Here is a 17,161-nt window from a genome sequence, read left to right as displayed (position 1 = left end):
CGCGCCGGCCGGGGGCGGCCGCGCGGGGGGGGGCGGCGCCCCCCCCCCCCCCCCCCCCGGGGGGGGGGGGCGCCCCCCCCCCCCCCCCGGGGCCCCCCCCCCCCCCCGCCCCTGCGGAACGGCACGGGAAGGGGATGTACGAGGTCCAGCACCAGGGTGGTGGCACTGCTCACGGAGCAGGCCACCGCCTCGGCGTCGTCCAGTACCCGGCGGAGCCCGTGGCCGGTATGGGCGCCGTGCGCGCTGCGCACCGCCGCCACCGCGTGCAGGGGGACGACCAGTTCCCGGAGCGGCCCGGTGCGCAGGCGCAGGACCGTCCCGTCGATGACGTGCGGGGCGCGGACGGTCATCGCGCAGGACCCGAGCGAGAGCACCAGAACGGCCACGACCCACACCACGTGCAGCAGCCGGTAAGCGGGCGGGACCATCGCATCGACCACGACACCACTGATGAGGTCGACCACGGTGACGGCCCAGACCGCCATCCGCACGTCGGCGGAATGCGGAACCGCCTCATGCCCCTCCGGCAGCCTCAGCGGCCTGCGGGCGACCCACCCGAACAGGTCGCGCAGCATGTCCCGCAGCCATCCCCGTACCGTCCTACGCGGCACGAGTTCCAGCTGCGCAGCGGGACAGACCTCACCATGGGCCACGGGCACTCCTCCTTACGACGCGGACCCCGACACGGGCCGACTCCCAGTCTCCGGGGCCGTACGCGCCGGGCTCAGTGACAGAAGTGACGGATCCCCGTTCGGGATTCACCGCAGACCGATGACACTTGTCACGGTTGGGACAGCCCTCCCCGGGCACCGGCGCCTTGCCGTGCGGAGCACCACACGCAACTGCCGTGTCCTCGGCCGCCCGCGGTCCGTACCCGGGGACCGGGGACTGGGGAACGCTGAGCGCCTCGTCTGAGCTGCGGGAACCGGGGAACCGTAAGAGGATCAGCCGTTTCGACGTAGGAGATGCCCCACCATGACTGCCACCCTCACGGGCCCGATAGCCAACGTCGCCCGCCCGCTCACCGGCCTCGACGCCATGCTGGACGCCGCGTACGAGACGCACCGGCGGTTCAGGCACGGCCCGTTCGCCGAGGCCTGCCCCACGTGCCACGTCCCGGCCGGCGAGCTCTGCCTGGCCCGCAGGAGCGTGCACGCCGCGCGCCGCCGGGCGCACCGCGCCCGGCTTGAGCAGACCGGGCCAGTGGCCCTTCTCGCGGCGGTGGTCCGATGACCGTGCTCGCCGTCGAAGCGCCGGCTGCGTGGCTCTGCGGGCACGGACCAGTCAGAACGGCGGGTCGTCGCTGTATCCGCCGCCTGTCCAGCTGCCGTTCCAGGAAGCGCGGGCGGCTCTGAGACGGGCGTGGTGCTCGCGGGCCGCGGTGTCGGATGCGTTTTCCAGCCCGGTGGTGTCGTGGCCCCAGGTCTTCAGCGCGTCCAGGACACGGTCTCGGTGGCGCCGGTCGGTGCTGGTGTCCAGGAGGCGGCGGGCGTGGCCGGCCAGATCTGCCTGGTGGCGGGTGAGGAGGGGGTGCTCCGTGAGGGGGATGGCAGCGACCAGAGCGGTGTGGCGCACGGCGGCGTCGTCATGATCGAGGAAGGCCTGAACGGCGGAGAAGATCGCCGGACGTGCGTCCCGGAAGGCACGCATCTCCTCGTCCTCCTCATCGCAGAAGCGTCCGGCGGCGGCCACGCACTGATCGTCGGCGTCGTAGGCGGTGTCGCCGAGCCAGCCGAGCAACTGCACGAGCATCGGGCGGTTCTGCGTCTCGACGCCGGGGTTGCCGTCGCCCGCCGAGATGGCCGGATGGCTGAGGATCGCCGCGACGTAGAGCGCCACGGGGACAGTGGCCCCGTAGATGCTGTTCTGATGCGTCACGGGTTCCAGCGCATCCTGGAGAGCGGACCTCCTGATGACCGGGTCAGGGTCGGTGAGGAGGGCCAGCGCCGCCGGCAGGGCCTCGCCCGTCCCGCAGGCTGTGGCCAGCGACGCCCAGTTCGTACGGTCCAGCAGTACTTGGGCGCGAGGGAGCTCGGCGGGGTGAGGCTGCTCGGTCTGTCTGCGGCTGTGGGTCACAGGCTGAGGCTATTGCGCTGACGAGCCGGAGTCGCGCCCGAGTCCGCCCGCGCACGACCGGAGGCCGTCCGAGGCAACAGCCAGGTCGGCGCCTCGTACGCACCGGACTGGCTTCCGAAGACCCCGTCGCCTAGACGACCGGGGGCCGGCCCAGCCGGGTCATGCGCCACACCGTCCGCCACCGCATGGGGCGCCGGGGGCCGCCGGAGGTACGGATGCCCTCGGCGAACCCGCCGCACCAGGCCCGCTGCCCGGCCAGGGACCGCGTACGGGCCACCGTCAGAGCCACCCACACACCCAGGTAGACGGGTACGAGGGGCGCGGGCAGGTGGCGCTTGGCCAGCCAGACCCGGTTGCGGGCCGTCATCCGGTGGTAGACCGCGTGCCGGGCCGGGGACGTCCTCGGGTGCTGGAGGACCAGCTGCGGCTCGTACAGGACGTCCCAGCCCCGGTCGATCGCCCGCCAGGCCAGGTCGGTCTCCTCGTGGGTGAAGAAGAAGGCGTCCGGCCAGCCCCCGGTCTCCTCCAGCATCGGCATCGACAGGGCGTGGCCGCCGCCCAGGAACGTCGTCACCGGGCCCCGCCGCATCGGGTCGCGGGCCCGCAGCCGGGGCACGTGGCGGCGCTGGGTGGCGCCGGTCTCGTCCGCGATCCGGAAGGAGACGATGCCCAGCCGGGCCTCGGCCTCGTACAGGTCGGCGATCCGCCGGAACACGTCCGCCTCGACGAGCAGGCCGTCGTCGTCCAGGTCCACCAGGACGTCGACGTCCCGGAACTCCCGCAGCCGGCGCCAAGCGACGTTCCGGCCGCCGGACACCCCGAGGTTCTCCGCCAGTTCCACCCCGGTCACGCCCTCGGGGAGACCGGGCAGCGGCGTGCCGTTGCCGACGACCACGACCCGGGCGGCGCCCTCGTCCTGCGCGGCCACCGAAGCCAGCAGGGCCAGCAGCTCGGGCATCCGGTCGCCCATGGTCAGCACGGCGACACCCACACGCGGCCGGGTCACGAGCACCACCACTCCCTTCGGCACCGGGTCGACGGCGAGCGTACCCCCGCCGACGCCCGGGACCGGACCGAGAGAAGGGTCACCGCAATGGCACGGATCACCCTCGGCCGACTACGTCACCGCCCCGAGGACCGGGGCCCTCGCGACGACCGGTACGGAGACCTGGACTCGTACCGGACGTCCTGTGGACAGATCCGGCCCCCGGTGACACGTCGTCGGCCGCGGCGATGGTTCTGGGCGCAAGGCGTCGCGTGTTGAGGCCAGTACCTCACACGCAGCCAACACACCTTCAGGTGGTTACGGACAGCACTCCCCGACCATGGCGAAGCGCGCGGCATACGGTCGCAAACGCCGGACCAGCCAGCCACCGAGCCCGACACATCGAGAGAAAGGGCATCCGCCTTGCCCCGCCGCGCCCTCGCCACCGCAGCCATGCTGCTTCTCACCTCGTCAGGCATCACCCTCGCCCTCGCAACCGACGCCGGCGCCGTCACCTGTGGAGCCCACAAGGTCACCACCATCCATGGCGCCGAAGCCGAATACCGCCTCACCTGCAAGAACGGGAATCTCCGCGTACACGGCTGGGTCAAGGACACCCGCCCCGACGACGACTTCGCCGCACTGCACGTCCACGCCGGAAACGGCGAGGTCCGCAGCGCGTTCGCCAACGGCTGGCGGGAGGTGGAGCACTTCAGCTTCACCTTCGCCGACACCAGTTCGGCAGAGGTCAGGCTCAGCCTGGACCACTGAGCGGCTGCCGTCCGCTCGGTCTCCTCGGCGGCCCCTCGGGCTCCCAGAGCCGGAGGGCCGCCACCGCGGTCCCCGCACCAGGGTGCCGTGCTGTCGGCGGGAAGCCGCGATGAGGGCGGTGATGGTGAAGACGAGGGTGACGCCGCCGACGGCGACTGACCACGCCTCGTACGCTGGGTCGGCCCAGAGGGCTGGCCGAATACAGCCCCTGGCGCCTCGCAGACGCCACGACGGCCCCGCCGCACCCCCGGGCCGGCCGGTGGCGTGAACTCGTCCATCACACCGCCATGCCCCGGCCAGGCGCCAGGACCGGCGGCGCGCCCCGCCCTCCGCCTGGCGGGCGACCGCCGCCCCTCGCCGAGCCGGATCCCCAACTCCCTTGCTCCCGCGCCTTGACGTGTGCCTATAGTGAGCGCCGCGCGCCCGGCGGAGCTGACCACCTCGCCATGCCGCGCACCACCAGCCGGCGGTCGGGGGAACAGTGCCGCCCACGGGGGGAGGGGTGGTTTCGTCATGCCGCAACATCGGCCAACCGGACACGCCGCACAGGTCCGCCGTGCCCGCTTCCCACCGTCCCCGCACCGGGACGGTGGTGGCCGATTCATGCTGCTCTGCCTCCGCCTCCTCGGACGGGAACGCCCTCGCCGCCTTCGTACGTCATGAACACGAAGGAATGCTCTCTTGAGCCCCAGACCAGGGTTGTTCGCCCAAAGGCGCAGACCCCGAAGCTCGTCCGCACTGCTGGCGCCCGCCGCAGCGTCTCTCGTCGCCCTCGCCCTCCTCGGCAGCGCGGCCGTCCAGCCCGACGTGCTCGACCGCGCCAACGCACTGCGCGCCGCCGTGGCCGGCAGCTCCGAGGACTGGCTCGACGACACCGCCGCCGAGCAGTGGCGGCAGGACCAGTGCCTGATGGCCGACGTCCTGCGCCTGGGCGGGCCGGCCATGGCGCAGGTCGCCCAGGACGGCCTCAACCAGCCGCAGGACAAGCTCCACGTCCTGGCCGACCGCAAGCACTGGCAGCAGACCCCGCTCGCGACCGCCTACCAGAAGGACCGGGACGCGGCGGACAGCGCCCTGACGGCGCTCAACTCCCTCCGGGACACCTGGAAGAAGCCCCTGGAGGGGCTGACCACCCCGGGCGGCATCAACGACGCCGACTTCCACTGGCCGCCCGGCTCTCCGGGTGACGGCAAGCAGGACTTCTACGCTCAGACCGGGCTCAGCAAGTGGACCGCCGACCGGTTCTGGACGTCCGAGAGCGACTTCTACGACGACCCCACGCCCAAGGCGTCCGGGCCCGCCGTCACGGCCGTGAAGAACCTGGGCGGACCCCTCTACGGCAAGGACCCCGACCCCCAGCAGGTCACCGGGGACGCCTGGACCCGGGCGATCGCGGAACGCGACGCGTACAAGTACCTCACCGACTGGTCGCCGGAGCCCACGGGCGCGGACAACGCCCGCATGTTCCTCGCGTCCGGCGGGTTCGCCCGTACGGCCCCCAAGGCGGGGACGGCGGAGTACCGCATCGCGGTCGAGGACATGAAGACCCGCTTCGCCTCCTGCGCCTGGCGTGACCCGATGGATCCGGACAAGGTGCTGGGCGCGATCACCGAGACGGCCGGCGCCGAGTGGCAGCAGGAGGTCGCCTCCCAGCAGACGCAGCGGAACCAGATCCTGGCCGCGAACAAGAACGCCACCCAGTCCCTGACCGCGGGGGCCAAGGCCCTGGGCGAACTCCTGGGTCACTCGTGGGTCGCCGACCACGCCACCCGCTTCCAGGACTACTGGTCCCCCGGCGGCGTCGGTGCCGTCGGCGAGAGCCCGACGACGATCCAGGTGCACGCCGCGAGCGGCAAGTGCCTCGACGTACAGGGCGGCGGCACCGCCGACGGCACACCCGTACAGGTGTACACCTGCAACGGCGGCGCGGCGCAGACCTGGCAGCTCTTCGGCGACGACCACGGACTGCACCTGCGGAACACCAAGTCGTTCAAGTGCCTCGAAGTGGCGGGGAACAAGAACGCCAACGGCACCAGGATCCAGATCGCGACGTGCAACAGCTCTCCGGCACAGACCTGGGAGTACAACCTGCGCGCCACCACCGCCCTGAAGAGCGTCGGCACCGGCAAGTGCGTTGACCTGCCGAAGTTCGACAACAGCGTGGACGCGCGGCTGTGGGACTGCAACGCGTCGGGCCCGCAGCAGTTCGACGTGAAGCCGTCCGGCAACACCGGTCCCGTCCCGCCGAAGGCGCAGTTCGACAAGGCGAAGAAGGCCGTCACGGACGCCCAGACGGGCGCCAAGAAGCAGCTCGACGTCCTGAAGGCCCAGGCCGCCGCGGCGAAGAAGGCCGCCACCGCCAGTGACACGGCCGAGCAGGCCGCCTACGCCGTCGCGGACGCGGCCGGTGCGCCGCGGGGCCGCGGCCTGCTGGTCGGACAGCAGAAGGCGCAGGTCACCAAGGGTTCGGTGGCGGCGCTCGACGCGATGGTGAAGGCGGGCGAGACCGCCGAGGCGGCCACCCGTGCCTCCGGCGCGGACAGCGACACCATCGCGCAGCGCGCTCTGGCCCAGGCCGCGCAGTCGAAGGCGGAGTTCCGCCGGGAGGCCGCGCACACGGCCGAGCTCCAGGCGAAGGCCGCCGCCGACTCGGCCAGGTCCCACCGGGACAACGCCAAGAAGGAAGCGGACACCGCGAAGGCGAAGCTCGGCGACGCGCTGAAGGCGGAGGCCGACGCCAAGGCGGCGGCCGCCGCAGCCCACGCCAAGCGGCTCGCGGCCGAGGCCGAAGAGGCCACGGCGAAGAAGGAGAAGGAGACCGCGGCCGCCAAGCGGGGCGAGGCCGCCCAGCACAAGAAGAACGCGGAAGCGGAGGCGACCAAGGCCGCCAACGCCAGGACCAAGGCCGAAGCCGCCGAGGCGACCGCGGTCGAGCGGAAGAACGGCGCCGTCAAGGCCCGCGACACCGCCAAGGCCAAGCGCGACGACGCCTGGGAAGCGGAGCAGAAGGCCGACGCCGCACGTGCCAAGGCCGACGCCAAGGCCGCCTACGCCGCTTCGCTCGACGCGGGCACGGAGGCCACCGCCGCACGCGCGGCCGCCGACCAGGCGGACACGTACGCGACCGCGGCGGAGACGGCGGCCGGCAAGGCGCGCGGCGAGGCCGACGCGGCGACGAAGGCCGCCTCAGAAGCCGATGCGGCCGCGACCCGCGCCGAGGCGGCGGCCAAGCGCTCGCGCGCCGACGCCGACGCCGCCCAGGCCGCGAAGCTGAAGGCGGACGCCGCGGTGAGGACCGCGACCAGCGCGGCCGCCGACGCGATCGCCGCCTCCGAGCGGGCCGCGTTCGACGCGCGGGCGGCCGTGTCCCAGGCCAATGAGGCGGACGCGCAGGCCAAGACGGCCAAGACCGAGGCGGGCAAGGCGAGCGTGGAGGCCGGCAAGGCCCGGGCCGCGGCCGCCAAGGCGGCGGGTTACGCGTACGTGACCGCCCAGGCCGCGGTGGACGCGGGCAAGTCGGCCGCCCAGGTCGCCAAGCCGGCGAACGACGCCGTCCAGCTCGGCTCGCCGTACGTCAGCACCGACTCGGCCGCCGGCCTGGTAGTGCTGAGCGGGCAGGCGTCGAAGAGCATCGCGGAACAGCAGAAGGCCATCGCCGACGCCCACGCCAAGAACGCGCAGGAGGAGGCCGCTTCGGCCAAGGTCCTCGCCGACCAGGCAGAGGGCGACACGAAGGCCGCGTACCAGCACGCCGCGAACGCCGCCAAGCACGCCTCGGACGCCCGTACCTACGCCAAGGAGGCCCTCGGCTACTCGGCGGACGCCGCGAAGTCGGCAGCCCTGGCCACCGCGTCACTGGCCCGCAGCACCGAGTTCGCCGGCCAGGCCGCAGCGGACGCCGTGGCCGCGGACCAGGCAGCCGGACGCTCCGAGGGCCACGCCAAGGCGGCCCGTGCATCCGCCGACCAGGCGGCCCTCGACGCGTCGGCGGCCCGCGCCGCGGCGACCCGGGCCGAACAGGACGCGAAGGCCGCCCGCGAGGCCGCCGACCGCGCCGGCGTCGCCGCTGCCGAGGCCGAACAGGCCGCGAAGGACGCCGACAAGTACGCCAGGGAAGCCCAGGAAGCCGCTGACCGGGCGGAGAAGGCCGCACAGGCGAAGCAGATCAACACCGGAACCGTCCCTGACGGAGTCGGCGGGTCCATCGGCAAGTTGTTCTACCTGGTCAACCGCACCGAGCAGATCGGCGATCCGCAGACCCTGAAGAAGACGGACGGCTGCGAAGGCTGGATCGACGCCCTCTTCTACAAGGGCGACTGCACGATGACCATCAAGATCCGGTACAAAGCCTTCCTCGACCTGTACCTGTGCACCGCGGACACCCCGGACCCGAAGATGGGCACCTGTCCGCCGGGTTCGACGCTGTACCTGGGCGAGTACCCGACGGACGAACTGTCCCAGGAGATCACGCACACCATCACGATCGGCGAGTACCAGTCGAACATCGACCCGGTCGACATCCTCTTCGGGCACTGGATCAAGTGCGCGCAGAAGTTGCCCGGCGGTGAGAGCGGCAGCTGGGGCGGATGCGCCTGGGCGGCCCTGGACGTCGCCCTGCTGTTCTCGGGCAAGATCCTCAAGCCCATCGTCGAGGGCATCACCGCCGTCGACGCCGCACTGCGCACCGGAATCGGCGTCGCCGACGCCCTGAAGGCGCTGCGGCAGCTGAGGCTCAACCCGGAGGCCCTGGCAGTCATCGAGCAGGAGGTCAACCTGGTCGAGGCCATCTTCACCTCCTGCAAGACGAACAGCTTCCCGCCAACCACACCAGTGCTCATGGCCGACGGATCGCATCGCCCGATCAGCTCCCTCCGGGTGGGCGACGCGGTACTGGCTGGCGACCCGGTCACCGGGGAGGTCAGCTCCGAGCCGGTCACCGACACCTTCCAGCATGCGGCCGGCCAGCTGGTCACCATCGGCCTCGCCGACGGCAGCAGCCTGGACACCACGCCCGGCCACAAGATCCACGCCGAGAAGCGCGGATGGATCCTCGCCTCCGAACTGCGTACGGGAGACCTGCTGCGCCGTCCGGGCGGCGAACTGGTCGCGGTGACGGATGTGCGCGGGCTGGCCGGCGGGGCCGGCCGGCAGGTGTACGACCTCACGGTCGGCGGCCTGCACACCTTCTACGTCCGCACCGAGGGTCCTCGCGCGTCGGACGTACTGGTCCACAACTGCCTCAGCCTCGCCGACGAACTCCTGCCGAACCTCCAGAAGTACAAGGACGAGATGCACACGCTCGGTGAGCATGTGAACGTGACATCGAGGGAAGCGTTCGCGCTGGCCGAGAGGAAACAGGGGCCGAACTCGGTGTGGACCAGCCAGGACATCGCCCAGCAGGCCATCGAGCATGTCTTCGAGGAATACTTCACCGTCATGAAGGAAGGCAAGCGGGTCAAGGACACCGAGAAGGTCAAGAGCTTCAACCAGAGGCTCGCCAAGGCGAGGGACGGCTCGATGTTCATTGAGATCAAGGGCAAATGGCCTGCTCATACCTCCCTGGGGAAGACATACCACCCGGACGGCGTGACGGTGCCCAACGCCGGTAACGGCGTGACGCTGCGACTGATGAAGGTGAAGGGTCACAGCAAGGGATACGCCATCATGTCCGCGTTCCCCACCGGGGTGGCTCCATGACCGGCGTACGCCCCGCGTACTACGAGCTCGGTTACGACGAGGACTTCGGCCTGACCGCCCTGACCGAACGCCTCGCCGTCGCCGGCCCGGACACCGGTCTGGCCGCCGCGATCGGCTGTGCGGAAGGGATCGCCGACCGGTCCGAGGGCGAAGAGGCCGTCGAACTGGGTGAGGACGCCCGCCGTCTGCTGGCTGCCGACCTCCCTGAACGAATCCTCTCCACTGTGTTGCAGGCCGCCTCCGGGCACGCCTTCGACCCGGCCGGCCACGGCATGTCCTGCCGTGGCTGGCTGGAGAGGACCTCGGAGGTCTCCACGGCACGGCTCCGGCAGGACAAGCGCTCCTACGCCCCGCCGCCGGTGCGGCCGGTGCGGGACGCAGAACTGTGCCGGCTGGTGGTGGCGGAGCTCGGGGCCGCGGCCCCGGCCCTGGTGCCGGACCTCGTCGACGCGCTGGAGCAGGTAGTGACCGGTGCCGACGGCGACCTCGGCATGCGGCTGTTCCTCCGCGCGCTCAAGGCCCAAGCCGTACCCGTCCCGTACGAGCAGTACCGTCGCCTGCTGGCACTGGGCTGGCGGTTCGGCTTCCCGCCTGCCGTCGTCCACGACGGCCTGGCCGTCGTCTGGCCCCCGGTCACCACCACCCGGCAGGGCATCGACGGGGACTTCGGCCTCTCCCGGCTCTCTGAGCAGTTCCCCGCAGTGTGGCCCCACCACACCCCCCGAGCCGCCATCGCACACGTCCTGACGCACGACGGGTACGAACGCCCTCCGGGCTCGGAGGCGGCCGTCTTGTGGGAGGACACCCGCCGGATGCTCGACTCCGGGCTGTCCGACGCCACGATCACCTTGCTGTGGCTGGCCGCGACGAACCGGGGCCATGGCATCGACCAGTTCGGCATCGGCGGCCGGGAGTGGCTGGAGCAGGTCGTCGAGGTGTGCGAGCAGCGCCTGGCCGAGGTGGCGCCCGGCTACGTCCTCGGGCCCCCGGCCGTCCGCACGGACGGCCGGGAGGCGGTCCTGCGGGAGCTCCGGGACCTCGCTCCCGTCACCGCGGGCACGGCGATCAGCCCCGCCTTCCAGCCCCTGGAGGGCGCCGCGGTGATGGACGCACTGGAACAGGTCGTCACCCGGGTCGACCCCGACCTCGGGTTCCGGCTGCTCCTGAGGGTGCTCGGGATCCTGCAACCACCGCTCACCGAGGAGCAGTACGCCCGCTACGAGACCCTCGCCGGCCGTTTCCAGTACAGCGGGGACCACCTCCTCTTCTCGGTCGACCACCTGGTGCAGCGCACCTGACGCACCTGCCCGACCCGGCTGTACCCAGAGCGCCCCTCCTCCCCGGAGGGGCGCTCGCCGCTTCCCGGCCCCTCGGGTTCGCCACCATGCCGCCGCCCGAAGGCGAACCGGTCCTTCTGGACCGCATCAGGGGATCTACGGCGTGAGCATGTCGTGGATGCAGCGGCGCAGCCCGTCGTCGCGGTCGACCGGCGCGATCCAGGGCACCTGCTGGAACAGGTCACGGTGCCGGCGGGTGCCGGGGTCGGTGAGGAGGGCGTGGAGCTCGTCGGGGGCGGGGCTGTCGACCAGGCACAGCCAGGCCAGGCCGGCGCCGATGCGGACATGGGGCGGCTGGCCGGGATCCGACCACAGGTCCCGCACCCAGTCGCGAGCAGGTCCGTCCTGGTGTTCGCGGGCGAGTTGCGCGATCGCCAGGACCAGGCTGACCTGGACCGCCGGGTCGTCCTCGACGACCAGCCGGTCGTGCAGGGCGGAAGAGATGCGCGGCACCCCACCGGTCGCCAGTGCGAGGACGAAGGCGGCCGCGGAGCGGACCTCCGGATCGGGGTCGGGGAGCAGCGACAGCGGCAGGTGCAGGTCGCTCGTGATGGCGTCGCGGGCGGCCTGGATCGTCCAGTCCACCGGGCAGTCCACAGGACCGATCACGAGCGGGTCCTCGGCGACCCGGAGGAGGCCCTCACGCGTACCGTCGCCGAGGTGCTGGCAGCGTCCGCTCACCGCGACCAGGGTCAACGTTTCCGCTCGGAGCCCGGGGTGCCCGGTCGCGGCGATCCGGAGCAGGAACGGCACTGCCAGCGCTGCCACCTCGATCGTGCTGCCTTGGTGGTGCACGGTCGTCCACAGGCGCCGCAGCGCCCGGCCTGCGCTCTCGGCGTCGTCGTGGGCAAGCATCCTGAGGAGACCGGGGACTTCATCGCCCGGCCCGTAGAAGTGCGGGAACCGCTTCCACGGGATCCCGTCGTACCGGAACCCGTCCTTGGCCTCCCGCGGGATCGCGCCCAGGACCGCGCGCACGTCGCAGTCCGCGCCCGCCCACGCCTCCGGCCAGTTGGCCCAACGGTCCTCGTCCGCAGCCTGACCTTGCGACACCACAGCCCCTCACCCTCCGTCGGCCCGCGGGCCGGCACCGAATGCGGGCCGCCCGGGGGCGCTGGCTCAGTCGGTCAGCCGGCTCAGTCGGTCAGCCGGTGATCGAGAAGAAGATCGAGCCGTCCTCGGCCCACCACCAGGCGCCCTGGCCCTCCTTCCACTCCGAGGCCCAGCCGTCAAGGGCCTTGATGAGCTCCTCCAGGTCGTACCGGAGGTCGGCGTCTATTCGGTCCAGCACCGCCCGGTACGCATCCACCGCGGGCCCGGCCTTCGCCAGCGGCCAGCACCCGATTTCCGGTGAGCCGTCCAGGGGGTGGGGAAGGTGGAAGGCGATCTCCGAGGGCGGGCCGCTGAAGACGTACTGGTAGGGCAGCAGGTCTGCCGGGACGCCTTCCGCGCGCAGCGCGTCGTCCAGAGCCGAGAAGAAGGTGACCGGACTCCGGTAACTCGCCAGGGTGGCGCTGTCACTGGCGTTGTGGTCGATGATGATCTGGAGGGCCGCGTAGTAGGCGCACCCGGCGTAGTCGGCGGAGGAGTCGGCCCGACCGGCGATCAGCTCCTCCAGCGCGTCCGGGACCGACAGCCCCCAGTCCACGCCCTGGCGATCGAGACTGCCCTGACGCGCCTGTGCCCTGTCCCGCATGGACCCCAGGCGTCGTGCTTCGTCGGCGGTCAGGTCCCGTGCGGGCACGAAGCGCATGACCTCGCCGCGGTTCGCCATGCTGTAGTTCACAACCTTGCTCATGGGGCCATGCTGCCAAAGGGCACTGACATCCCCGGTGCAGGGGACCGCAACGCCGGTCAGGTGCGACGGCCTCGATGTGACCGGGTGCGAATCCCTCAGTGGGCAGTACCCGTTGGGGAGGGAGCAGGGCGGCGCGCCCGTCAGGCGTCCGGGGCGGGTTGCGGGGATTGTCCGGGTCTCTCCGATGAGTTCCCTGTGACCTCCCTGCGGGCTTCCTTAAGGGAACGTGAAGTGGCCTTCCCGGCTGCCATTTCGGCTGATCACCGACCTAAGCTCGGCGGAGTCCCCTCGTCCCCTTCTCTTGTGAGGTGTTACCGGCATGAGCCGCAACCGAACTCCCGAAACGTCGCCCCGTACCGAGGCGCGGCGGCGGAAGGCGGTGCGCACCCGCATCGTGCTCGGGGTCACCGCGGCGGCCGCGGCGGTTGCGGTCGGGGTGGCGGTGGCCGACTCCAGCGGTGACACCCGTACGGACCGGCGGGCCGACACGGCCGGTACGAAGGCCGGGTCGGGGACCTCGGGCGCGGCCGGCGGCGTCGGCACCGCCTCCGCCACCACCGACGCCCCCGCGCCCACCGCGAGCGCCTCGGCCTCGGCCTCGGCGAGCGCGAGCCCGTCCGGTGCGCCCGCCGCCGGCTCCTCGGGATCCCCCACTCCTGCGAAGCCGGCGGCGGGAGGCGACACGGGCGGCGACGGCTCGGCGCCGACCCAGGCCGACAAGCCCGCGGGCAAGCCCGCCGCGGCCACGGGCGGCGGCTCGGGCTCCGGCTCGGGCGGCTCGAGCGGCGGCTCCGGCGGATCGCGTGGCTCCGGCGGCTCGAACGGCGGCTCCGGCGGCTCGGGCGGCTCAGGCTCCGGCGGCTCAGGCTCCGGCGGCTCGGGCTCCGGCGGCGGGACCGTCGACGCCGGCGCCGAGTCCGCGGTCCTCTCCCTGGTCAACAAGGAGCGGGCGGCCGCCGGATGCGGCCCGCTGACCGCGAACGCCAAGCTGAGCAACGCCGCCCGCGCGTACAGCGACACGATGGCCCGCAGCGGCGTCATGTCGCACACCGGCCCCGACGGGTCCACCATGACCAGCCGCGTAGAGGCGGCCGGCTACGCCTGGTCCGGCCTCGGCGAGAACATAGCCCGCGGCCAGGCCGACGCCGCCGCGGTCATGAAGGCGTGGATGAACAGCTCCGGCCACCGGGCGAACATCCTCAACTGCTCCTTCAAGGAGATCGGCATAGGCGTCCACCAGGGCGACGGCGGCCCCTGGTGGACGCAGGACTTCGGCAGCCCGAGGTAGCCGGTCCTGCTTCCGCGTACGCCCCCGTACGCACACCCCCCAACGGCCACGTCCTCCGCCCCGTCAACGGGTACGGAGGACGTCGGCGTTCCCGGAACCGGCCGGCGGAACGGTACCCGGAACGGGCCCTCGGAACGCGCCCTCGAAACCGGAACCGGAACGAAGGGGGAGGCGGTGAGGGAGCCGCCCGCGCGTCGGCCACTATGGGGCGGTGCCTCGTATTCCGCGTTACCTGCTCATATGGCTGTCGTGCACGGCCGCCAGCGTGACTGCCGTGCTCGCCACGGTCCAGTTCGTGGTCGGCACGACCCGGCACACGCCCCCGGTCGCGCGGTCCGCCCCGACGGTCATCGACACGCCCCCGGCCTGGACGGCGGAGAGCTCCTCCCCGGCCGCGCCGTCCCCGAGCCCCTCCGTCAGCGCCTCCCCGAGCACGTCGCCGAAGCCGTCCTCCGCGGCCCCGACCCCCGTCAAGGCCACGTCGGCGGCCCCGCGGAACACGGACACGAAGGACACCGTCGACTGCGGCCAGGGCGGCGCCGGCCTGCACAGCATCCCCGCACAGGGGGGCAAGGTCACCGTGCGGTACGGCAGTCGGGGCGTGTGCCTGATCTCCGCGATCCCCGGCCGCGGCTTCAAGGCCACCACCTCGCAGACGGCGGACGACACCCTCACGGTCACGTTCAGCGGTGACGGCCACCAGTCGGTCGTCACGGCCACGATCACCCCGTCGGCGAAGGCCAGCGTCCGTGAGACCTCCTTCTGACCGGATCCGCCCTCACCGCCGCCGGAGGATACGTCCGTTCCCTCCGGGTTCCGGCGAAGCGGAACGTGAGCTCTTCCTTAGGGCAACCTCAAGATCGCTCCGAGGGGGTTCCGGCGGCGCCGAGCCGACCTATGCTCGCGTCAGCCGAGCGGCCCTCGGCGCCGGAACGTGCCGGACGCGACGCCCGGCGCGGCGTCGGGCCGCCGGATTCACCGCGCCGGAAGGCGTTTCGGCCTTCCCGCGACCCGAACCGTGACTTGGGGTGTCTTCGCCATGAGTTCTCGCATGCTCCGACCCGTCCGCTGCGCCGCCCCCCTGAAGATGCGCCTCCCGCTCGTCGCCGCGGCCCTGGTCGCGGCGGGGCTGACCACCGCCTGCGGGCCGTCGTCCCAGCCCGCCGGATCCGCCGCGCCCGCACCGGCCGGACAGTCCGCGCGGTCCCTCCCGTCGGAGACGGCGTCCGCGACCGCCTCCGTCGGGGCGTCCCCGACCGCGTCGGCCCCACCGTCCCCGACGGCCTCCCCCTCCGCGAGCGCCGCCACCCGGCCCGCGTCCTCGCCCACCCCCTCACGCGCCCCCTCGCGCGCCCCGAGCGGGTCCACCGCCGGCGGCAAGCCCGAAGCCTCCACCGCCCCCGCGCCGGCGCGCATACCCGGCCCCGGATACGACGCTTCCGCCGACGCCCGGCAGCAGATCGAGGCGGCGCTGCGCGCGGCCAAGGCCGACGGGCGGACGGTGCTGCTGGACTTCGGCGCCAACTGGTGCGGCAACTGCAAGGCCGCCGACAAGGTGTTCGCCCAGCCGGCCACGGCGTCGATCCTGGGCGCCGACTACCACCTCGTCAAGATCGACATCGGTGGCGGCAGCTCCGCCAACTCGGCACTGCTGCGCACGTACAGCCCCTCCGGCGGGACCTACACCATGCCCGTCCTGGTGGCGGTCTCCTCCTCCGGCAAGGTGCTCACCGACACCCACGCCACCGGCAACCCCTCGCTGACCTCGGACGGCATCAACTCCTTCCTGCGCACATGGGCGTCATGAGACGACCGCGCCTGCGCTCCGCCGCCGTACCGGCCCTGGCCGGACTCGCGGTGGCGGCCTCGCTCGTCCTCGCCGGGCTCACCACGGACGGCCAGGCCGACGGCGCCGACGACGGCGACGGCGGCCGCGCGGACGCGCCCGGCACGGCGGGGCGGGCGGCCCCCGGCGGGGTACGCGCGGCGGCCGGGGCGGGCGTCGTGGCCCCCGGCACCCGGCAGGACGCGCCGGCGCTGGCCGGTGCCGACCTGGACGGGAAGCCGGTCAGCCTCGCCGGGTTCCGGGGCCAGGTCGTCGTGGTCAACGTATGGCGTTCCCGGTGCGGGCCCTGCCGGGCGGAGGCCGACGACCTGGAGCGCCTGAGCCGGCAGACCAAGGGCCAGGGGGTGGCGTTCCTCGGGATCAACACCCGGGACGGGGACCGGGCGGCCGCGCAGTCGTTCGTCCGTACGCATGGCCTCGGCTTCCCCAGCCTCCACGATCCGGAGGGCGACCTGCTGCTCCGCCTCCCGCCCGGACTGCTCGACCCGCGGGCGATCCCCTCGACCCTCGTGATCGACCGGTACGGCCGCATCGCCGCCGGGATCGGGGGCGCGGTCACCGCCGAGGAACTGCGGCCCCTGCTCGCCCGCGTGGCGTCGGAGCCGGAGCGCCCGCAGGACCAGCCACCGGAGCCGGCGCAGCCGCAGGACCACGTACCGGAGCCGGCGCCGTGACGGCCGGCCCCGGGGGTACTCGCCGCCACGGACACCGCGTCGCTCGGCACGTACGTGCACAGATGGACGAGAGAGATGACGAGGCACGCATGAACGGTTCCGCCTACCCGCGAAACGTACGGCACCCCCGGCCGGTCCGGATGACGGCCGCAGTGGCCACCACGGCCACAGCGGCCGCCATCGCCGCCGTGACCGCGCTCGCCGGGTGCGGACAGCAACCCGACCGGAGCGCAGACGCCGTCCCCACCACCCGGTTCTCCGAGAACGGCGTCACCGTCACCCTGTCGGTCTCCGACTGGCGGGCCTCCAAGGGCACGCTGACCGCCGTCTTCACGCCCGAGAAACCGGGCTTCCACCTCTACAGCACCGATCTGCCGGCCACCGGCGTCGAGGGCGTGGGCCGGCCGACCGCCGTGGCCGTCGCCGGATCCCTGAAGCCGGCGGGCGAGCTCGCCGCCACCTCCGCGGTGCACCCGATCCGCCTGCCCGGCGTCGACGCCCCCGTCCCCGTCTACCCGGACGGCCCGGTCACCACCACCCTGCCCGTCCGCGCCGACGGCACCGGCGAGGCGACGGTCCTGCTCGGTTACGCCAGCTGCAGCACCCGGGAGGGCTGCACCATCCCCGTCGCCGACCGTCCCGTACGCCTGCGCATCACCGGCGACGGCCCGGTGTTCGACGCCCCCTAG

General features: G+C 72.9%; 13 protein-coding genes. 9 read left to right on the top strand and 4 right to left on the bottom strand.

Features of this window, described 5'->3' with window-relative positions:
• The first annotated feature begins 975 nt into the window (after nt 1-975).
• Nucleotides 976-1,233 (top strand): hypothetical protein, encoded by a 258-nt coding sequence (locus AB0D45_RS24250; RefSeq protein ID WP_361596703.1) that lies wholly within the window; start codon nt 976-978, stop codon nt 1,231-1,233.
• 51 nt (nt 1,234-1,284) lie between these two features.
• Here AB0D45_RS24250 and AB0D45_RS24245 read toward each other — a convergent pair whose 3' ends face one another.
• Both AB0D45_RS24245 and AB0D45_RS24240 read right to left on the bottom strand, forming a co-directional pair.
• Entirely contained in the window at nt 1,285-2,076 is a 792-nt protein-coding gene (locus tag AB0D45_RS24245; protein WP_362462520.1) for a hypothetical protein, read from the bottom strand.
• Nucleotides 2,077-2,206: 130 nt separating this feature from the next.
• On the bottom strand, nt 2,207-3,082 hold the full coding sequence (locus tag AB0D45_RS24240) for a glycosyltransferase family 2 protein (protein ID WP_362462517.1): 876 nt from the start codon (nt 3,080-3,082) through the stop codon (nt 2,207-2,209).
• A 402-nt stretch (nt 3,083-3,484) separates the two neighbouring features.
• On the opposite strand from AB0D45_RS24240, the gene AB0D45_RS24235 reads away from it, so the two are divergent.
• The 3 genes from AB0D45_RS24235 (at nt 3,485) to AB0D45_RS24225 (ending at nt 10,827) form a co-directional block, all read left to right on the top strand.
• Nucleotides 3,485-3,832, top strand: coding sequence for a hypothetical protein (locus AB0D45_RS24235; protein WP_362462514.1), 348 nt, complete (start codon nt 3,485-3,487; stop codon nt 3,830-3,832).
• Between the two features lie 909 nt (nt 3,833-4,741).
• The gene (locus AB0D45_RS24230; RefSeq protein WP_362462523.1) at nt 4,742-9,529 is read left to right on the top strand and encodes an RICIN domain-containing protein; all 4,788 of its coding nucleotides are present in this window, start codon (nt 4,742-4,744) and stop codon (nt 9,527-9,529) included.
• Nucleotides 9,526-10,827: a hypothetical protein gene (locus tag AB0D45_RS24225; protein WP_362462510.1), complete on the top strand. Its 1,302-nt coding sequence runs from the start codon at nt 9,526-9,528 to the stop codon at nt 10,825-10,827. The genes AB0D45_RS24230 and AB0D45_RS24225 overlap by 4 nt, the downstream gene beginning before the upstream one ends.
• Nucleotides 10,828-10,962: 135 nt before the next feature.
• Here AB0D45_RS24225 and AB0D45_RS24220 read toward each other — a convergent pair whose 3' ends face one another.
• Together AB0D45_RS24220 and AB0D45_RS24215 are read right to left on the bottom strand one after the other, a co-directional pair.
• Nucleotides 10,963-11,919 (bottom strand): hypothetical protein, encoded by a 957-nt coding sequence (locus tag AB0D45_RS24220; protein ID WP_362462507.1) that lies wholly within the window; start codon nt 11,917-11,919, stop codon nt 10,963-10,965.
• Nucleotides 11,920-12,010: 91 nt separating this feature from the next.
• Nucleotides 12,011-12,664, bottom strand: coding sequence for a hypothetical protein (locus AB0D45_RS24215; RefSeq protein ID WP_362462504.1), 654 nt, complete (start codon nt 12,662-12,664; stop codon nt 12,011-12,013).
• A gap of 319 nt (nt 12,665-12,983) precedes the next feature.
• On the opposite strand from AB0D45_RS24215, the gene AB0D45_RS24210 reads away from it, so the two are divergent.
• The 5 genes from AB0D45_RS24210 to AB0D45_RS24190 all read left to right on the top strand — a co-directional run bounded on the left by AB0D45_RS24210 (nt 12,984) and on the right by AB0D45_RS24190 (nt 17,161).
• On the top strand, nt 12,984-13,952 hold the full coding sequence (locus AB0D45_RS24210) for a CAP domain-containing protein (RefSeq protein ID WP_362462501.1): 969 nt from the start codon (nt 12,984-12,986) through the stop codon (nt 13,950-13,952).
• Nucleotides 13,953-14,226: 274 nt separating this feature from the next.
• Entirely contained in the window at nt 14,227-14,718 is a 492-nt protein-coding gene (locus AB0D45_RS24205) for a hypothetical protein (RefSeq protein WP_362462498.1), read from the top strand.
• A gap of 285 nt (nt 14,719-15,003) precedes the next feature.
• Nucleotides 15,004-15,759 (top strand): thioredoxin family protein, encoded by a 756-nt coding sequence (locus tag AB0D45_RS24200; protein WP_362462495.1) that lies wholly within the window; start codon nt 15,004-15,006, stop codon nt 15,757-15,759.
• Complete coding sequence (locus tag AB0D45_RS24195; protein ID WP_362462492.1) at nt 15,756-16,472, top strand: TlpA disulfide reductase family protein; 717 nt, start codon at nt 15,756-15,758, stop codon at nt 16,470-16,472. Before AB0D45_RS24200 ends, AB0D45_RS24195 begins: the two co-directional genes overlap by 4 nt.
• A gap of 62 nt (nt 16,473-16,534) precedes the next feature.
• Nucleotides 16,535-17,161, top strand: coding sequence for a hypothetical protein (locus AB0D45_RS24190; protein WP_362462489.1), 627 nt, complete (start codon nt 16,535-16,537; stop codon nt 17,159-17,161).

This window comes from Streptomyces sp. NPDC048352, assembly GCF_040651895.1.
Taxonomy (GTDB): domain Bacteria; phylum Actinomycetota; class Actinomycetes; order Streptomycetales; family Streptomycetaceae; genus Streptomyces.
Note: the sequence above shows the minus strand (reverse complement) of the source record. Positions and strands in the feature narration are given on the sequence as shown.